This is a genomic window from Clostridium tetani, assembly GCF_900167265.1.
Lineage (GTDB): Bacteria > Bacillota > Clostridia > Clostridiales > Clostridiaceae > Clostridium_G > Clostridium_G tetani.
On sequence record NZ_FUWT01000011.1, the window covers coordinates 81,830 to 100,448 of the forward strand.

The window sequence follows — 18,619 nt, forward strand, 5'->3', positions numbered from 1 at the left end:
TACGATAACAATAGAAAAATGGAGTATTGGTCTGGGAACACATATAAATATTATAAGTTACTTAATATTGTGTTCATGATCATCTGATTATATTAAGAAGGAAGGATAGGTTTATGATTAAAAGTAAATGTGAAAAAAGAATTGCAAAGATTTTATGTGGTACTTTTTTAGTTACTACTATGATTTTACAACCTCTAACTGCTGTTAAGGCAGCTAAGAAAGATAGCGATAAGGAAAAAAAATATGTTAGAAAACCAGCTAAAGTAAGAATTTATGGTAAAGACAGATATGAAACGTCATCAAAGATAGCAAAAGAAGGATGGAGTAGTTCCTATTATGCAATAATAGCATCTGGCGAAGATTTCCCGGATTCTCTAAGTGCAGTTACATTATCTAAAAGGCATGATGCTCCTATCTTATTAACTAATAGTAAAAGTTTAAATAGAAATACAAGAGAAGAATTAACTAGAATGAGAGTAAAAAAGGTATTTATAATTGGAGGACAGGTCGCAATTTCTCCTAAAGTAGAACAAGATATAAAAGCTATGGGAATTACTACAGAAAGGCTGGGGGGCAAGGATAGATACGAAACATCTATTAAAGTTGCAGAAAGACTGGGAAACCCAGGAACATTATTTGTAGTTACATCTAATCATTTTGCAGATGCATTATCTGCAGGACCAATTGCTGCTAAAAAAGGAGCACCTATAATATTAACTTCTAAAGATCGTTTAGCGGATGTTACTAAAAAATATCTAAATAAAAAAGTGTTCAATAAAGTGTATATAGTGGGGGACAGGTCACAAATAAGTGATAAAGTAGCAAGTGAATTTGAAATACATGTACGAAATCATAAAAATGGTTTAGAAAGAATAGATTCTAAAGCTAGTGAATATGTTAAAAATTCCACTGTATATGAAAGGAATATAAACATAATCAATAAATTTCCGAATGAGTTAAATTCATATAAAGAAATATTTGTAGCTTCTGGTGTTGCATTTGCGGATGCTCTTTCTGTAAATGCATTAGCTGCTAAAAGAGAAGCACCTATTGTAATAGGAAATACATCTGATGGAAACTTATTAAAGAGTTTTATATCTGACAATTTTTCAAAAATAGCTACAATGAATATTGTAGGTGGACAGGGTGTTATATCTGAAAACTATGTAAATAATATAGTAGATTATATAGAAGATGAAGAAATTAAATTTAAAGATGGCAATATGGAAAGAGCTGTTAGAGAAAAGCTAGGTATAACAAATGAAAATGAAAGAATTTATAAATCTAAAGTAAGGGATGTTAAAATATTAGATTTATCAGGATTCAACATATCAAAAATAGATGGAATTCAATTGTTTGAAGGTCTTAAAGAGTTAAATTTAAGTAATAATAAAATAAAGAATCTAGAACCTTTAGAAGATATGTTTTATTTAGAAAGTCTAAATCTATCAGAAAATAAAGTAGAAGATTTAGAACCTCTAGAAGAGCTTCGTAGTTTAAATTATTTGAATTTAAATAACAATAATGTAAGGTATGTGGATTCTCTTAAAAAATTAGAGTACCTAAAATATTTAAATTTAGGTAAGAATGATATAAGCTATATTGAAGATTTTAAAGATTTAACTTATCTTTATTATTTAGATTTATCACATAATAACAACATAGGTGGGTTAAGTGATTTATCTGATTTAAAGAATTTAACTACATTAAAATTAAGCAATACAGGTATATCAAGTTTAGGATTTTTAGAAGATTTAAAGAGATTAACAGAGTTAGATTTAGCTAAAAATAGCATAAGTAATTTAGATAGCTTAAAGAAGCTAGATAATTTAAAAACTTTATATTTAAATGATAATAACATATCTTATATAGAGGATTTAAAAGATTTAAAGGATTTAGAAGAGTTAAATGTATGGGGAAATAATATAAAGGATGTTGAGAAGTTTAAAAAGTTTAAGACACTTAGAAAGTTGACAATACAGAGATCATTATTAGGGGATGATGATAGAAAACAGTTAGATTTAATATCAAATATTCCACATGTTTTTGACAAGAAGAATACTTATGTAGCATCTAAAAATGATATAGATAGTAATTTTAAGGATATACCAGGAAAAACTTATAAGGACAAGGAATTAGATGATATTTCAAAGGAATCTAAAGATCTTAAAGATACTTATAAACATGAATACAATCCTTATGAGGTGATATATAAATCTAACTCTGGATATAGCAATGCGTTTACAGCTAGAGAACTTCTTAACCGTGAAAAAGATCTTAAATCTATGATAGAAGATTCTACCTACTCTATGCAAGTTAGAAAAATGATGCAAGAAGATTTAGAGAAAGTAATAAATCGATATGGAATGGTTAATAAAACTAATAGAATGAATGATAAAGTCATGGAATTAGAAGCTAAAATTAATATGTACTTTGAAGAAAAAGAAAAGAGAAAAGCAAGAAATAGAATAAACTATGTGTATTCAGATTATAAATATGACTTTTATAAAAATGCAGCTATAGAATGTGAAAGGGACATGTCACAATTAAAATCACAAATTGGACAACTAGAATATAGCAATAGCTATAGTAATAATGAAAAGGCTAGACTTTTAAAAGGTGAGTTAAGAAACAAGGAAATAGAATACTACATGATTAATAAAAATTTAAAGAAATATGATAAAGATAGAAGTTTCTTTGCAGCTATGGATTCTATATTAGATAAATAGTGCTTGTAGATTAATTATGATAAAGGAGGTATTTACATTAATGAAATATAAAAAAGGCAAAATTAATACTTTTAAATTAGTTATACTATTACTTGTGATTTCAGCTATAAATATATTCCCAGGAAATAAAGTAGCAGCTGCAGAGATAACAACTAAAAGATTTAATGGAAGAAATAGATATGAAACAGCAGCTAAAATATGTGAAGATGGTTGGAGTGAAGAAAGTGACTGGGCAGTTGTAGTAAACGGGGATAATTTTGTAGATGCTTTAAGTGTTGCACCCCTTGCAAAGAAACATAATGCACCGATACTCTTAACAAATAGCAGAGTTTTGAATGTTTATACATCCATGCAGTTAAATAGACTTAAAGTTAAAAATGTATATGTAATTGGAGGAAAAGGGGTAATATCACAGAATGTAGAAGATGGCATAAAAGCTAAAGGTATTAAAGTTACAAGGCTTGGAGGGAAGGATAGATATGATACAGCTCTAGAAATTGCTAAAAAACTTGGAAGGCCAAAGCAAATAGCTGTTATAAATAGCGCAAGTTTTTATGATGGAGTTTCTATAGCTCCAATAGCTGCTTTAAAGCAAATGGCAGTAATTCCCGTTGCTAAAAATGATATACCAAAGTCTATTGAAAAGTTTTTAAAAAGCAATAAAAGAGCTGAACAAATATATGTAATAGGTGGACAAGATCAGATAAGTAACAAGATTTTTAATAAAATACCTAATGCAATAAGAGTAGGAAATGGAGATATATATAAAAGAAATATAGATATAATAAATGCATTCCAAAATGAATTGGATTTTGGTAATGTATATGTAGCTTCCTCAAGGGATTTTGCAGATGCTTTATCTGCATCAGCATTGGCTTGCCAATCATCGTCACCTATAGTACTTGCAGGAGGTAATTTAAGTAATAGTACCAAAAGTTTCATGAAGTCAAAAATAATAAATAATGTAAGTATTTTAGGTGGAAGTGCTTCTGTAAGTTATAACGTAGAACAAATATTAAAATATTTACCTTTAAGAGTGGCAGATACAGAAAATATAAGAAAAGAAATATGGCAAAATGAAAGCTTTACACCACCACCAACTATAGTAGTAACAGCAAACAATGGAAATATGGAAGAGGTTTCAGTAACTTGGAATTTAACAAGAGTTGATACTACTAAGCCAGGAATTTATAGCTTTGTGGGAGAAATAGACGGATACAACAGACAGGTTGATTTAATATTAATAGTAAGACCATTACCAGTTAAAATAGAGGATATAAATAAAGAAGCTAAGAGTAGAGAGAGATTTGTATTACCTGAAAAGGTTGAAGCAGAGATGAGTGATGGTAGTAGAAGTGAACTTTCTGTTATTTGGGATTATGGAACAAAACAAAGCAATAAATCAGGAGTTTATGTTTTCTATGGTACTGTAGAAAAGTATGATAAAAAGGTTAAATTGACTTTAACAGTAACAGAATAGGGGACAGGTCAAAAAGGTAATAAACAATTAAATTTAAAGTACCAAGAATAAATTTAATATTCTTGGTACTTTAAGTATTAAATAAAGGGGAATAGGGACAGATCGCAAATCTAGATAAAATTATTTATAATAAATTAAATATCTCAATCATTTAATTTGATGGCATAATCTGATAAAATATAATATAGTATATGTAATTTATTTAGTTATAATTACAATAAATTTAATTATAATTTAGATATAAATACATAAGTGCACTTTGGATTAAATTACAAAAAAATTATTACATATAAGTCTTTACTAATATAATGTAATAATGGTAACATTAAATTAATATTGGAATAAAATAAGGCTTTATTAAATCCTAGTGGATAAATTGTAAGGTTTTAATTGAATATGGGGAATGTGGGTACAAAGAATTAAAAATTATTAGTAATATGATTAAGATAAAATTAGACATATTATAATTGTAGAATAAAAAGGTGTTACTATAGTTATAGTGTGTTTTTTATTAAAGGAGGAAGAATTTGATGTTAAAAAAGAGATATTTTAAGTTTTTAGGAGCAATGGTTTTATCTACGGTGCTAGTCACAACTGTCAATGCTGGAATAGTTAAGGCGGCAACATTAGATAGACTAGGAGGATTAGATAGATACAATACAGCTAGACAGGTGGCAGAAGGCGTTTTTAGTCAATGTGAAAATGTTATTTTAGTAAATGGACAAGGTTATGCAGATGCTGTTAGTGCTACACCTCTTGCAAAAAAGTTAAATGCACCTATACTATTGACTGAGGCGGATAAATTAACTAGTGGAGTTTTAAATACGATAAAAAAGATAGGAGCTAAAAATGTATACATAGTTGGAGGAGAAGGTGTTGTAAAGCCATCTATAGAGTCAACTTTAAAATCCAGTGGATTAAAAGTAAATAGATATGCTAAAAGCGGAGGAAATAGATACGATACAAATGCTGTAGTTGCAAAGGAAGTTATAAAGAGAACAGGGGCTAAAAAAGCTATATTAGTAAATGGACAAGATGGATACTCTGATGCATTAAGTGTTGCATCTATTGCTGCAAAACTAGAAATTCCTGTTTTGATTTCTAGTTCCAAAAAAATGGATCCAGAGGTTAAAAAAGTTATAGATGATAGCAAGTTAGAAGTTATGGCAGTAGGTGGGGCAGCTGTATTACCTGATACAGTAATAAAATCAGTTAATGGAAAGAGAGTTGCTCAAGGAAAAAATAGATATAAAACAAATATAAATGTATTGAACTATTTTAAATCAAATCTTTCATTTAATAAAATTTATATGGCATCAGGAGGCAATGACAATGTAAGAAATTTTGCAGATGCTTTAGTTGCTTCAGCTGCAGCAGCAAAAGAAGGTTCACCATTAGTTTTAAGTGGGAATTCTGCAGGTAGTACTGATAGGGAAGCTTCAGAAAGTTTTGTTAGAAATAATATAACTAAAGATAGCAAAATAACTTTAATAGGTAGTACTGGGGTGTTGTCTAAAGAAATCGAGAACAAAATGAGAAAAATTGCTGAATATGCTTCAGAAGGAGATTTAGAAATTATAGGAATAGAATAGAAAAAATAATGAACAATTAACAATGAATAATTATGGATATTTTTTCTTCATTGTCATTTCGAAAAAAATTTTAATTGCATAAAATTTTTCTGAACTAAGAGAAGAAAAATCTACTTAACTATTCACTAAAATAAATGGTTTTATTTACAGAATTGGAGGATATATATGAAAGACAGAGAAAGTAGGGACAGTTCGCAAAAATATATAGATGTAGAACTCTATTTAGATGAAGATTCCAAAAGAAAAATTTCTGATGTGCAAAAGGAGTACTTGGAAGAAGAACTAAGAGAAGTTATTCCTAAGGTAGAGGAAGGAAAAATAAATATAGCTGGAATATATGCATTTGATCAAGGAGATAAAGTTGAAGTTAAAGCATATTTAGCAAATGGTTTAAGTCAAAAAATTAATTTTGAAGATGTTCCAATATACATCATAAATTCGAAAGAAGAAAAATTAGCATATCAAGTATTTGACCTTTCAGAAGAAGGTGATATACCATCAGGCAAGGCTATACCTGTAAAACTTAATTTTAATAAACAAAATATACTTGTGGATAAGATACCACAGGATGATTGGAAGGTAGTTTTTGGAGGTAATGATGTTAAAGGAGTTAGATATGTAAATATAGAATTAGAATCTATACCAGAAGGAATAGAAGAAAGTGAAATAAAAGTATTTAAAGAGTTTTTGGAATCTTTACCTAAGCTTGAAAGAGGACAAGGGAGTATTTCAGTATTTACAATTACTCAATATGAAAATGGAGACTTACTTATGACTTTACTTGTGAGAAATGCTACAGATGAAGCAGTAACTATGACAAAAATGCCTATAACTCTAAAAACCCAAAAAGGAGAAACAATTTTATCAGGAGTATTTGATATAGAAAACTTTACGGTAAATCCTTATAAAGCTAGAGTTTTAAGTCTAATTTTCAAAAAAGAAGTTGTTAATATAGAAGAAGACTTTGACTTAAGTACTTGTAAGATTATATTCGAAAGAGAATAAAATATTAAGGAATACTAAGGGACAGGTCACAAGAGAACTTCAAAAAATTATAAGAATTTAAGAAGTTCTCTTTATTTTTATGGGAATTTAAAGCAACAGAAATAATGAATTTAATATTTTCATATGGATGTATAATTTATATTAGTATGATTTTTAGTAATATAATATTTTTAGAAATATTTATATTTTCATCAGTAAGATCAATATCATTTCCAACAAAGTTAGCATATCGTTTTTTAGATAGTAATATATCAGAGTTGAAATGGCATAGAATATAGGAATAATCAATTAAATTAATATTAAAAATTTGAATTTATCGTGACATGGCCCCATTAATAGTATGAATAGGAGAAGATTACTTATGGATTTTTATTCTTTGTTTTTAATAGCAATAGCTTTATCATTAGATGCATTTGGAGTAGCACTTTGTATAGGATTAAATAATAATGTAGATTTAAAATATAAATCATCTTGTGCAATATATTTTGGTTTTTTTCAGTTTCTATTTGCTATAATAGGAGGATATGCAGGATTTTTATTTAATAAATATATTGCGACCATGCCTCAGATTGTTGGAGGAGTTGTTATATGTATTGTTGGTATTATAATGATAAAGGAAGGAATTGAGAATGAAGATAGTTGTAAAATATTAAAACCAGGTATGAATATAATTCTAGGTATTTCTGTGAGCATAGATGCTATGGTTGTAGGATTTACAGCTTTAAATAAAATACAAAGCGGATTATTGATTCTTAGAGATACTTTATTTATCGGAATTGTAACTTTATTTGTAAGCATATTAGCATTTATAACTTCAAAATATTTAAAGAAAATAGATGTTATAGGAAAATATGCGGATTATATTGGTGGAATAATTTTAATATTTTTTGGTTTGAAAATGATATTTTTTTAAAGAAAAATAGAAACAATTTAAAATAGGTATATGAATGATAAATAATTAATATAATATTTATTTATAAGGTGATATTATGAATATTGAAAAGTTTTTAAAAGAAAATAAATTGAGAGTTACAAAAGGAAGAAGAAATATACTTTATATATTAAGTGACAATAAAGATGCTATTACAGCAGAGTATATACACCATAAGTTAATAGAAAAAAATATTAACATTGATTTATCAACAGTTTATAGAAATTTAGAGTTATTTAATAAAGAAGGTATAATAGATAAATTTGATGTAGGAGATGGTAAGTATAATTACTTGATAAATCCAGATAAACATAAGCATATTTTAGAATGCGCTATATGTCATAAAGAAATTGAAATAGATTGTCCTATTAAACAATTGGAACAAATTATAAAAAGCAGAACAGGATTTACAATAGAAGAAGAGTTAGATATAAAGATAAAAGGCTTGTGTGAGGAATGCAGTGAGAAATAAAGTTTTTGTATATAAAAATATAAGAGACAGCTTTTTTATAGTTATAGATTTATAAAAAAGCTGTCTCTTATAATATTTTTAGGGGACAGATCACAAGAAATGAGAAGATATAATCTATTTTATTTTATATAAACGTTTTACTTTCCATGAATGATTTTTGTTTTTTTGTAAGAATATCTCGTAAGTAGTACTAGCATGGGGAGATCTTTTAGAAAGACCGTTAATTTGTACAACAGAAGTTTGTCCATCAGAGAAAATTACATTAAAATTGTTTATTGAGTATAACTTATGTTTTACATTAGTGAGCTTTTTAGTCATATGGTGTTCTACAACAAATTCTATATCTTTATATTTTTTAGAGAATAGGTATTGGTTGAATAAAAATAATAATAGGATAAAAAAGAATAAAAAAATATTTTTTTTATTAAATAATTTTTTTTTCATACAAATAATATTCCTTTCTTAGAATATGTATAGTATATTTTATAATGGTAAGTATTCTATAATGAAAATAAAATATAATAGGAATAAATCCTTTTTAAAAATATATATATATTATAACACTAAAGTAAATAAATGTAAATAAGGAGTGATATAAATGGAATTTAAATCATTAATTCTAATAGAAAAAGATATGGAAAGTAATGAATTTATAAGAGAAATGGATAGCTATGAATTAGGAGAAGGAGCCATGTATATAGAGAAGTTTTATTATGATGGAAGTTTTGTGAATATAGTTTTTAATATAGATGAAGATATGGAGGATTGGAAATATAACTCTATATTAGACCATTTTAATACAGAAGTATTTGAAAAATATACATGCTCTATAGAAGAAGTAGAAGGAGAATATAATCCAACTTGGATAATAAAATTTAAATATACAGATGATTTTGATTTAATGAGTGAAAAGTTAGAAGATATATGTGAAGAAATCTATAATCAGATAAAAATAGTAATGGAATTTGTAGAAAAAAATAGAGACCAACTTATTTAACTAATATGGAAATATTTGTAGCCTAAATTATTAGAAAGAATGTAGAAATATTTAAAACTCGTGACTATTAAGATGAATAAATTATATGAAAGTTTAATTAAATATTAACTATAATAAAAAGAAAATTGAAATATGTATGTTCTATTTTAAATTATAGAAAAATGTGGTACTATATTGTTAATATTTATCTATAAAGAGAGAAATTATATTTTAATGTATCTAAATAGTATTTAATGAGGAGAAATATTATGAGGTTAGAGTTCATTGACAAAGTCAAAGACAACGAGGTGCTGGGTAAAAGTATATTGAGTTCAGATGGTCAAATGCTGCTTAGAACAGGTATTAAATTAACTAATAACTATTTATCAAAACTAAAAGATATGGGTGTCTTATATATATATGTAGAAGATGAAAGATTAGAGGATATAAATGTAGAAGATGAAAGGCTTATAGAATTAAAGCAAAGGACAATTAAAAGTGTAGCAGATATTAGTAAAAACATCCATGGATACTCTGGGAAAAAGTTTAAAAAAGCTATATCATCAATAGAAAATCTTGTGGATTATATAATAGATATTGGTGATGTTAATAAAAGTCTATATGATATAAAAACTCATGATAATTATACATACCTTCATTCTCTGGATACATGTGTAATGACTTCTTTTTTAGGAATTTCATTGGGCTTTAAAGAGGACGAGTTAAAAGATCTTGGTATAGGGGCTTCACTGCATGATATAGGTAAAACACAAATACCTTTAAAGATATTAAATAAAAAAGGAAAATTAAATGATGAAGAATTTGCCGAAATAAAAAATCATACATTATATGGTGGCAAATTATTAAGAAATAATAAACAAATTTCTGAAAATGTAATAGATATTGTAGAACAACATCATGAAAGAATCGATGGTAAAGGATATCCTTATAAATTACATGGAGATGAAATATCAAAATATGCTAAAGTAGTTAGTTTGTGCGATGTATATGATGCCGTTAGCAGTGATAGATGTTATAGAAGGAAGTTCTCTCCCAATGATGCATATGAGCTAATACTTGGGAATTCAGAAACAATGTTTGACATTGAGGTAGTTGAAAAATTTAAGGAAACTTTCTCAATATATCCTTTGGGAGCTTGCGTTAAACTATCTAATGGAGTTGAAGGGTATGTTATACATCAAAATAGAGGTTTTCCAGATAGGCCTTTGATAAGGGTTTTATATGACAGTGACACAAGGGAGCCAGTCCAATTTTATGAAATAGATTTATTAAAACACAAAAATCTAGTAATCAAAACTATAGTTTAATTACTATAGATTAAAGTGAATATATTGAAATTTAAGACAGCTGTAATTTATTAATTAGTAGCTGTCTTTGTTAATAAGTTTTTATATACTTATAATAAATTCAAATATAAATGTTATAATAGGTATATAAAAATATTCATATAAGGAGGTATTTAATGCAAATAAATAATAGAAATAACAGATATGCTTTTGATGAAGCAATAAATTTTATTATTGAAAGCTCTGTAAAGGCGTTAAGATACAGTTTATTTGAATTAAATAATATAGATAATGAAACCATACTAAGTCCATGGATGTTAGTAAGATTTCAAGAAGATATAAATGAAGTTATTATATTTTGTAGTGAAAAGTATAATAGTTCATATGACTACGACACTAAATTAAGTGTAGTTAAGAGTCTACAGAATAAATTTCCTAATTTATCAATATATAATATAACTCTTATAAAAATTAAATTCGTGAGACAGGTCTCAAGCAATGGTAATTATTTTGAGGAAAATTGTGTCTTAGTAAATTTAAGTGAAAAGAAAATAATTCAGTATAGCAACGGTTTAGAAGATTTAATTGAAATAATAAGATTTTATATGAATAATACTTATTCTAGGGAAAATGGAAATAAGAAAATAAAGAGATTTATTAAGGAAAATACTATAACATTTATATTAATAAGTATGAATATAATTATGTATTTCATAACAGCGTTACTTTCTGGAAACATAATCGATAGTAATATAGATGTTCTTATATTTTTAGGTGCCAAGGTAAATCCTCTAATTGATATAGGGCAATACTATAGATTATTAACTTGTATTTTTTTACATGGAGGATTAATTCATTTAGCTCTTAATATGTATGCTTTATCTGCTATAGGACCATTAGTAGAAAAAATATATGGAAAGTTTAAATATTTAGCTATATATTTTTTATCAGGAATATGTTCATCTCTATTAAGTTATTTTATGTCATCAAGTATTTCCATCGGAGCTTCTGGAGCAATATTTGGTTTGCTAGGGGCATGTCTTATAATTTCTTTAAAATATAAAGACAGGGTAGGAAAAGCTTTTGTAAATAATATAATATCAGTAATTTTTGTGAATTTAATTATAGGATTTTCAATTTCCAATGTAGATAACTTTGGACATATTGGAGGATTAATTGGAGGAGTAGTAATATCAACATTAATTTGTAAATAAAAATGTATTGAATATGTGATAAAAGTTGGGGACAGGTCGCAAAATATAGACTAGTAATTTTTGCGACCTGTCCCCAATATACCCAGCATATCTACTAATTACAAAGTGATATTAAATCATCTGAATAAAGAGTTTCTTTTTCTAATAGTTGCTCAGAAATTGATTTTAATATAGATGTGTTGTCACTTAATAATTGTTTAGTTTGAATATAAAGATTATCAACAAGATTTTTACATTCTAAAATTATATTATTTTTATCGATGTTCAGACTCATTAATTCTTCTAGATTTAAAAGACCTAATGAATTACCCATACCATATTGAGTTATCATATGAAAAGCAATATTTGTACATTGTTTCAAATCATTATGGGCACCTGTTGTTATAAAGTCGGCACCAAAAGTTAATTCTTCTGCTGCTCTACCAGCTAACAAGACCATTATTTTTTTATTTAAGTAATTTTTATTTTTGTATAATTTATCTTCAGGTATGCTTAAGGTATACCCACCAGCACCTTTATTGCTTGGAATTATTGTTACTTTTGAGACTTTTTCTTCAGGTAGCATTAGCATAGATACAAGAGCATGTCCAGCCTCATGGAAAGCAGTTATTTTCTTATCAGTATTGTGGATAAAATCTCTATTTTGTTTTTCATAACCAGCTAAAATTATAGAAAAGGCTTTTTCGAAATGAATATTTTCAATATATTCACTTTCCTCTTTACATGCTAATATAGCGGCTTCATTAACTAAATTTTCTAGTTTTGCACCTGAAAAATAAGCTGTTTTTTGAGCAAAATCTTTTATATTAAAATTTTTGATAGGTTTATTTTCACAGTATAATGATAATATTTTTTCTCTAGCTGAAATATCTGGAAGATTAACTTCAATATGTCTATCGAATCTCCCGGGTCTTAATAATGCATCATCAAGCATGTCTAATCTATTGGTAGCAGCGATTACAACTATGCCTTCGCTTTCATTGAACCCAGACATCTCAGTTAAAAGAGCGTTTAGAGTTTGATCTCTTTCGTCTGAATTACCATTCTTAGAATTAGATCTTTTTTTACCAATAGCATCAATTTCATCTATAAATATTACTACTTTTTTATGGTTTCTAGCCTTTTTAAACAATTGACGTATTCTGCTTGCACCAACACCTACATAAACTTGTACAAAATCAGAACCAGATAAAGCATAGAAAGGTACACCAGCTTCTCCAGCTATAGCTTTAGCTAATAAAGTTTTACCTGTTCCAGGTTCTCCATAAAGTATAATGCCTTTAGGCATTCTAGCACCATAAGATTCATATTTTTTAGGATTTTTTAAAAAATCAATAACATCTTGTACACTTTCTTTTGCTTCTTCATTACCTGCTATGTTTTTAAACGTAAAAGCAGTTTCTTCTGTAGATGATACATCTAAGGCATCTAGAGAGAATGCCTTTTTAGAAGTGATGTTAGAGGATTTCATCAAAATACCTACTAAGAAAGCTACAGATAATATAAAAGATGCTGAAAAAGTAAGAGTTAAATAGTTTAGAGGAGAATTTTCAGATACATGTACACCCTGTCTTAAAAGAGTTTCCTTAAAATTATCGGTTCTTGGATTGTCCATTTGATATAAATTTCCATCACTTAATTTAATTTTAATTTTTGGAGTATCAGTTAGATAAACGGATACAACTTTTTTAGAAGACAAGGCATTTAAAAACTCCACATAATTTTTATTGGTGACTGATCGTGTTTTATAGTTAAAAAACAATAAAAATATTAAGGATAGTGATGCAATTATAATAGGTAAAATAATTTTTTTATTCTTAAACATTGATTTTTAACCTCCAATCATGATATTTCTAAAATAAATTTTTATACAGATATAACACAATACTATAATAATTATTTTATATAGTCTAATGAAAATCATAAATTTTGTTAAAGTAATTTATGGTATTGTTTTCGACCTGGCTCTAAATAATATTGCAGAAAATATTATTTAATGTATACTTTTATATATAAATACTTTAGTAAATTTTTAAATAGTAATTTAAAATTAGTAATTAGGATGGGGGGCATTTTATGAATATATCATCGGTTGTAGTAGCTTTAACTAGTGAAGATATATTAAATATGATTAAAGAAAATTTAAACATAGAATATTTATCTATAGATAAAATTGAAATTAATAATTTTATAAAAATAGAGGGAACTTATAAAAAAATATTGAAGATTCCTTTTTATGCAAAGATAGGATTTGGCAATATACAAGAAAATAAATTGAGTGTTAAGATTTTTAGTATAAAAGTGTTAAAATTAGGAATAATAAAGCCTATAAAAAGTATAGCTTTAGACAAAGCATTAAAGAAATTTAAAGATTATGGTGTTAATACTGATAAAGATAATATATTTATTAACTTAAATGAAGTAACTAAGCTAATACCTAATTTTTATTTGAATTTAAAAAACATAAACTTAGAAGAAAATATTGTAAAGGTAGAAATAGAGGATATTAAATATGATAAACGTAAGCCAAAAGTAGATTTAAATAAAGAAAAAGAAGAGGTTATACCTTTAGAAGATTCTTATACAGAGGTAAGAGAAGGTATTATAAATAATACACCAGATAAATATAGAAAGATAATTGAATATAGTATGGTAGTTCCAGATATAGTTTCATTATTGTGGAGAATATTTAAAGATAAGAGAGTTAGTATTACTACGAAAGGGAAGGCAGCAGCAGTACTAGCTTACTTAGCTATGCCTTTTGATATTTTGCCAGATTTTATACCTTTTATAGGTAAAATAGATGATGTGGTTATAGCATTTTATGGATTAAATTCTTTGATAAATGAGGTTCCAGAAGAGATAATAAAAGAAAACTGGCAAGGAGATAAAGATATAATAGTTTTAGTAAAAGAAGTTGTAAAATACATATCGCAAACTGTTGGAATACAAAATGTTAAACTCATAGTAGATAGCGTTAGTGGTATTATAAATAATTCTCTAAAAAGAGAAAATAAAAGCAATAATAGGAAATATGTGAAAAGAAGTAAGAACAATAAGAAAGTATAGGAATAGAAATAATTTTATAGCAAAATTTAAAAGAAGAGAGATAGGACAATCCTATGAAAAAGGTTGTACTCTATACAGATGGTGCACTTGCATAGGAAATGGAAAAGAAAGCTGTAACGTTAAAGTCTACAGTGATTCAGCTTATGTTGTAAATGCTATAAATAATAGATGGATAAACTCATAGGTTAAACATGAATGGAAGACTGAAAATAAAACTCCAGTTGAAAATAAAGAGCTGTGGCAAAAGTTATCCATAATTATTCATTATTAGTCATTCACTGTCAATTTCCTTTGGAAATTGACAAAATATTCTTGAGTAAAAAATGCTAAAGATACATAAAATACTTACAAAATAAATATTTTAAGAGGTGAATGTATTATGATGCAAAAAAGATTTATGGCAGGTATGATTTTAGGAGCAGCAGCTACGATACTTATGGCTCCACAAATGGATAGAAGAACAAAAAGAAAAATGAAAAGAACTGCTAGATATATGAGAAGTATGGCTCAAGATGCTTATGATGGAATGACAAGATATATGAGATAAAAATTCATTAATTTAATTAAATATGTAAATATAAAGTTAAATAGACTATTGTAGTAATAATCAAAGGTGTAATTTTATAAATAATAAAAATAAAATTATACCTTTGATTTTTTACTGAAAAGAAAAGTAAAAAAATTTAAAAAAAAGAAAAATAAAATTTAAGATATATAATAAAAACAGTAGTATCATGTAGATAAAATACTCTAAAATTATAATAATATGGTATAATAGACATAATAATTACAAAAAGCTTTGAATTTATTATATGCAAAATTATAAAGAATTTAAACAAATAAAGTAATACTTTAAGTAATTAATATATTAAAATAGCGTATTAAAATAACTTATTGATAGTAAAGGAAGAATGAATATGGAAATATTATCTCTTGGCGAAAAGATAAAAAGAAGAAGAAAAGAACTTAATATGACATTAAAGGATTTAGCAGGAGATAGAATTACACCAGGGCAAATAAGCCTTGTGGAGTCTGGAAAATCAAATCCGAGTATGGACTTATTAGAATATCTATCTGAAGCTTTAGATGTATCTATAGAATATTTAATGGAAACAGAAGAAACACAAGCAGAAAAAGTATGCTACTATTTTGAAAATATAGCAGAAGCTCACATTTTAAATAATGATTTAAGTTTAGGTGAGGAATATACAGAAAAAGCTTTATATTATGCAGAGAAGTATAATCTAGAGTACAAAAAAGCTAAAAATTTTTATTTAAGAGGCTTAATATATATGAGAGCAAAGAATCCTACCCTTGCTCAGCAAGCTCTTTTAGCAGCTAATGTTGTATTTATAAAAAATAATAAATATGAGGAAATTATAAAATCCTTTGTTAATTTAGGAAAGATAACTTTAGAGTTAAAGGCATATCACTCATCATATAGTTATTTTCAGCAGGCAGAAAAAGTTTACAATGATAATAATATAGGAGACGATTTTTTATTAGGAGAAATTTATTACTATATGTCTTATACTAATTTAAAACTAGAGAATTTAGATAAATCTATAAATTACTTATTTCTAGCAAAAGAAAAATTCAAACAATTAGATAATGAAAAAGAGTATGGTAGGATTCTAATTATGATGGCAGAACAATATAGTAAAAGTGGTAATATAACAGAATCAGTGAAGTATTCTCAAAAAGCATTAGGTATATTTAAGAAGATGGATGATAAATTTTATATGGCTCAAATAGAGAATAACCTAGGAAAATTATTTTCTGAATTTGAAAATATCGAGGAGTCTTTCATTCATCTTAATAAAGCAAAAGAGCTAAGACTTATTATGAAAGATGATAAACTAATAGAAACGCTAATAAATATATGTGAAAATTATATAAAAATAAGAGACATAGATGGATCCAATAGAGCATTGGAAAATATATTTAAAAATATAAAAGATGATGATAAAGAGTCTTTGATAAAATATTATATATTAAAATACAAAATACATATGTTAGAAGGTGAGCTAAATAAGGCGGAAAATACTTTAGTTCAGACATTGAGCTTTGTTAAGAATGTTGATTATTTAAAAGATGCAGCTGAGATATCTATAATGTTAGGTAAATTTTATATAGATATAGGTAAAGAAAAGGATGCAGCAACGTACTTAAATGAGGGAGTAACGTTATTTAAAAAAATAGGTGTTCTTAAAGAAGGATAATGGATGGTGGGTAATATGGAGATATTTTCTGTTGGTGAAAAAATAAAGAGAGCAAGGATTTATAAAGGATATACATTAAAAGATATATGTGGTGATAAAGTATCTGTATCCAAAATGAGTTGTATAGAAAATGATAAAATACCTGCAGAAGGCTGGATTATAGATTATATAGCATCTAAACTAGATTTAGATATAGAGTATTTGAAATGTGATGTAAAAACTCAAATTACAAATAATGTAGGACAAATAGAAAACAATAAAGAAAATGCAGAATATGAAAGTAAATTAAATTATAATTTAGCTTTCGCTTTAAAATATGAATATTATGATGAGGCATTTTATATAATGCATTTATTGTTTTTATATAATATAGAAAATAATAGGCTTGAAAGATTACAAGCATTAATTCCAGGATATTATGAAATAAGTATAAAATCTTCATTAGAAGAAAATCAATTAAAGTACTATATGGATATTGGCAAATATTTGTACAAATCTAAAGAATATGTACAAGCAGTTAATTATTATAATATGGTAAAGAAAGGCGCAGAGCAAAAAGGAAAAAATTATATTTCAGCTAAGGCAACTTTAAATGAATGTAAATGCTATATTATGTTAGAAAACTATGAAAAAGCTTATGAATTAAGCCAGAAACTTTTAGATATAGTAAATTATTTTCAAAGAGATATTGAAAAAGCAGATACCTATAGTATCATTGCAACATTAAGTATTATCAATATGGATATGGATAAATTTGAAAAATATAAGTATATAGCTTATGAATTTTATGGACAGGAAACATATAAGAAAGCTAGAGTCACATATGACTTTGCAATAGCTATGATGAATGTAAATTTAAAATACAAAGGAACAGAATATATAAAAAAAGCTTTAAAATATTACCCGAAAGATGATTTAAATAAATTTGCTGTATTTATGATGACATGCTTAGATAATCTTATAAATAATGACAATATAGAGAAATTTGAAAGTATAATAAATGATGCAATTGACTATTCAATAAAAACAAATAATATGAAGTGTATAGAAAAAGCCTATCATTATAAATCTATATTATCGGAAAGAAAACAAAATACACAAGAACAAGAAACTTATATGAATTTATCTTTAGATGTTCTTATGAAATTTGGAAAGAAAAAGGATTTGTATGAGAGATATATTGATATAGGAAATATGTATTATAATATGAATAACATAGAAGAATCTATTGAATATTTTAATTTAGCAGTTAAATTAGGTAAAAAGATTTAAAAATTAAAATATTAATTACAAATATAAACATATATAATATATAAAAGAGATTATTAAAATGACCTATAATCTTTTATGAACTACACCTCAATAAAAAATGAGGAGAATATCATAAAAGATTATAGGTTTTTGTATTGAAATAATAAGATTTATTTTAAAGAGAATTTTAAATGTATAGCTAGAAAATGTAATATAAATTAAAAAAAATCACAAAATAAGTAAAAACGACAAAAAATAGAGTTATATAGACTTTGACTTTCTTTGACTATTGTTTTAATATAAATATAGGTAAATATAGGGACAGGTCGCAAAAATTAAGTACAAAACTTTTGTAACCTGTGCTCAATAAG

The 18,619-nt window shown here is 26.2% G+C and carries 15 protein-coding genes; 13 read left to right on the plus strand and 2 right to left on the minus strand.

Translation table 11 applies throughout. The features are described 5' to 3' along the window. Positions 1 to 113: 113 nt before the first annotated feature. From B5D21_RS09455 to B5D21_RS09480, 6 genes are all read left to right on the plus strand, one after another. Positions 114 to 2,729 carry a cell wall-binding repeat-containing protein gene (locus B5D21_RS09455; RefSeq protein ID WP_011098810.1) on the plus strand — a complete coding sequence of 872 codons (2,616 nt, stop codon included), beginning with the start codon at positions 114 to 116 and terminating at the stop codon, positions 2,727 to 2,729. A 40-nt stretch (positions 2,730 to 2,769) separates the two neighbouring features. Next, on the plus strand, positions 2,770 to 4,209 hold the full coding sequence (locus tag B5D21_RS09460; RefSeq protein ID WP_035125490.1) for a cell wall-binding repeat-containing protein: 1,440 nt from the start codon (positions 2,770 to 2,772) through the stop codon (positions 4,207 to 4,209). 530 nt (positions 4,210 to 4,739) lie between these two features. Further along, entirely contained in the window at positions 4,740 to 5,801 is a 1,062-nt protein-coding gene (locus tag B5D21_RS09465) for a cell wall-binding repeat-containing protein (protein WP_035111142.1), read from the plus strand. A 165-nt stretch (positions 5,802 to 5,966) separates the two neighbouring features. After that, positions 5,967 to 6,806: an SLAP domain-containing protein gene (locus B5D21_RS09470; protein ID WP_011098813.1), complete on the plus strand. Its 840-nt coding sequence runs from the start codon at positions 5,967 to 5,969 to the stop codon at positions 6,804 to 6,806. A 361-nt stretch (positions 6,807 to 7,167) separates the two neighbouring features. Next, on the plus strand, positions 7,168 to 7,719 hold the full coding sequence (locus B5D21_RS09475) for a manganese efflux pump MntP (RefSeq protein ID WP_035111146.1): 552 nt from the start codon (positions 7,168 to 7,170) through the stop codon (positions 7,717 to 7,719). A 76-nt stretch (positions 7,720 to 7,795) separates the two neighbouring features. Next, positions 7,796 to 8,209 (plus strand): Fur family transcriptional regulator, encoded by a 414-nt coding sequence (locus tag B5D21_RS09480; RefSeq protein WP_011098815.1) that lies wholly within the window; start codon positions 7,796 to 7,798, stop codon positions 8,207 to 8,209. A 114-nt stretch (positions 8,210 to 8,323) separates the two neighbouring features. Here B5D21_RS09480 and B5D21_RS09485 read toward each other — a convergent pair whose 3' ends face one another. Then, positions 8,324 to 8,653 carry a hypothetical protein gene (locus tag B5D21_RS09485; protein ID WP_035111150.1) on the minus strand — a complete coding sequence of 110 codons (330 nt, stop codon included), beginning with the start codon at positions 8,651 to 8,653 and terminating at the stop codon, positions 8,324 to 8,326. Positions 8,654 to 8,807: 154 nt separating this feature from the next. Between B5D21_RS09485 and B5D21_RS09490 the strand changes: the two genes are divergently transcribed. The 3 genes from B5D21_RS09490 (at position 8,808) to B5D21_RS09500 (ending at position 11,706) form a co-directional block, all read left to right on the plus strand. Then, positions 8,808 to 9,206, plus strand: coding sequence for a DUF6762 family protein (locus B5D21_RS09490; protein WP_011098816.1), 399 nt, complete (start codon positions 8,808 to 8,810; stop codon positions 9,204 to 9,206). Between the two features lie 248 nt (positions 9,207 to 9,454). Beyond that, the gene (locus B5D21_RS09495) at positions 9,455 to 10,513 is read left to right on the plus strand and encodes an HD-GYP domain-containing protein (RefSeq protein ID WP_035111153.1); all 1,059 of its coding nucleotides are present in this window, start codon (positions 9,455 to 9,457) and stop codon (positions 10,511 to 10,513) included. A 155-nt stretch (positions 10,514 to 10,668) separates the two neighbouring features. Next, positions 10,669 to 11,706 (plus strand): rhomboid family intramembrane serine protease, encoded by a 1,038-nt coding sequence (locus B5D21_RS09500; protein WP_011098818.1) that lies wholly within the window; start codon positions 10,669 to 10,671, stop codon positions 11,704 to 11,706. 94 nt (positions 11,707 to 11,800) lie between these two features. On the opposite strand, the gene B5D21_RS09505 is transcribed toward B5D21_RS09500, so the two are convergent. Beyond that, positions 11,801 to 13,531, minus strand: a complete 1,731-nt coding sequence (locus B5D21_RS09505) for an ATP-dependent metallopeptidase FtsH/Yme1/Tma family protein (RefSeq protein ID WP_011098819.1) — start codon at positions 13,529 to 13,531, stop codon at positions 11,801 to 11,803. Positions 13,532 to 13,782: 251 nt separating this feature from the next. On the opposite strand from B5D21_RS09505, the gene B5D21_RS09510 reads away from it, so the two are divergent. The 4 genes from B5D21_RS09510 to B5D21_RS09520 all read left to right on the plus strand — a co-directional run bounded on the left by B5D21_RS09510 (position 13,783) and on the right by B5D21_RS09520 (position 18,269). Further along, positions 13,783 to 14,775 carry a YkvA family protein gene (locus B5D21_RS09510; protein ID WP_011098820.1) on the plus strand — a complete coding sequence of 331 codons (993 nt, stop codon included), beginning with the start codon at positions 13,783 to 13,785 and terminating at the stop codon, positions 14,773 to 14,775. 379 nt (positions 14,776 to 15,154) lie between these two features. Beyond that, positions 15,155 to 15,322: a YtxH domain-containing protein gene (locus B5D21_RS13955; protein ID WP_242651240.1), complete on the plus strand. Its 168-nt coding sequence runs from the start codon at positions 15,155 to 15,157 to the stop codon at positions 15,320 to 15,322. A 370-nt stretch (positions 15,323 to 15,692) separates the two neighbouring features. Next, a complete protein-coding gene (locus B5D21_RS09515) occupies positions 15,693 to 16,997 on the plus strand; it encodes a helix-turn-helix transcriptional regulator (protein ID WP_035125488.1) in 1,305 nt (434 codons plus the stop codon). 3 nt (positions 16,998 to 17,000) lie between these two features. Next, positions 17,001 to 18,269 carry a helix-turn-helix domain-containing protein gene (locus B5D21_RS09520; protein ID WP_011098822.1) on the plus strand — a complete coding sequence of 423 codons (1,269 nt, stop codon included), beginning with the start codon at positions 17,001 to 17,003 and terminating at the stop codon, positions 18,267 to 18,269. The last annotated feature ends 350 nt before the right edge of the window (positions 18,270 to 18,619 follow it).

Bases quoted from the DNA above. Each gene is read 5' to 3' on its own strand.
- B5D21_RS09455 (WP_011098810.1), top strand. From the start codon at position 114: ATGATTAAAAGTAAATGTGAAAAAAGAATTGCAAAGATTTTATGTGGT.
- B5D21_RS09460 (WP_035125490.1), top strand. From the start codon at position 2,770: ATGAAATATAAAAAAGGCAAAATTAATACTTTTAAATTAGTTATACTA.
- B5D21_RS09465 (WP_035111142.1), top strand. From the start codon at position 4,740: ATGTTAAAAAAGAGATATTTTAAGTTTTTAGGAGCAATGGTTTTATCT.
- B5D21_RS09470 (WP_011098813.1), top strand. From the start codon at position 5,967: ATGAAAGACAGAGAAAGTAGGGACAGTTCGCAAAAATATATAGATGTA.
- B5D21_RS09475 (WP_035111146.1), top strand. From the start codon at position 7,168: ATGGATTTTTATTCTTTGTTTTTAATAGCAATAGCTTTATCATTAGAT.
- B5D21_RS09480 (WP_011098815.1), top strand. From the start codon at position 7,796: ATGAATATTGAAAAGTTTTTAAAAGAAAATAAATTGAGAGTTACAAAA.
- B5D21_RS09485 (WP_035111150.1), bottom strand. From the start codon at position 8,653: ATGAAAAAAAAATTATTTAATAAAAAAAATATTTTTTTATTCTTTTTT.
- B5D21_RS09490 (WP_011098816.1), top strand. From the start codon at position 8,808: ATGGAATTTAAATCATTAATTCTAATAGAAAAAGATATGGAAAGTAAT.
- B5D21_RS09495 (WP_035111153.1), top strand. From the start codon at position 9,455: ATGAGGTTAGAGTTCATTGACAAAGTCAAAGACAACGAGGTGCTGGGT.
- B5D21_RS09500 (WP_011098818.1), top strand. From the start codon at position 10,669: ATGCAAATAAATAATAGAAATAACAGATATGCTTTTGATGAAGCAATA.
- B5D21_RS09505 (WP_011098819.1), bottom strand. From the start codon at position 13,531: ATGTTTAAGAATAAAAAAATTATTTTACCTATTATAATTGCATCACTA.
- B5D21_RS09510 (WP_011098820.1), top strand. From the start codon at position 13,783: ATGAATATATCATCGGTTGTAGTAGCTTTAACTAGTGAAGATATATTA.
- B5D21_RS13955 (WP_242651240.1), top strand. From the start codon at position 15,155: ATGATGCAAAAAAGATTTATGGCAGGTATGATTTTAGGAGCAGCAGCT.
- B5D21_RS09515 (WP_035125488.1), top strand. From the start codon at position 15,693: ATGGAAATATTATCTCTTGGCGAAAAGATAAAAAGAAGAAGAAAAGAA.
- B5D21_RS09520 (WP_011098822.1), top strand. From the start codon at position 17,001: ATGGTGGGTAATATGGAGATATTTTCTGTTGGTGAAAAAATAAAGAGA.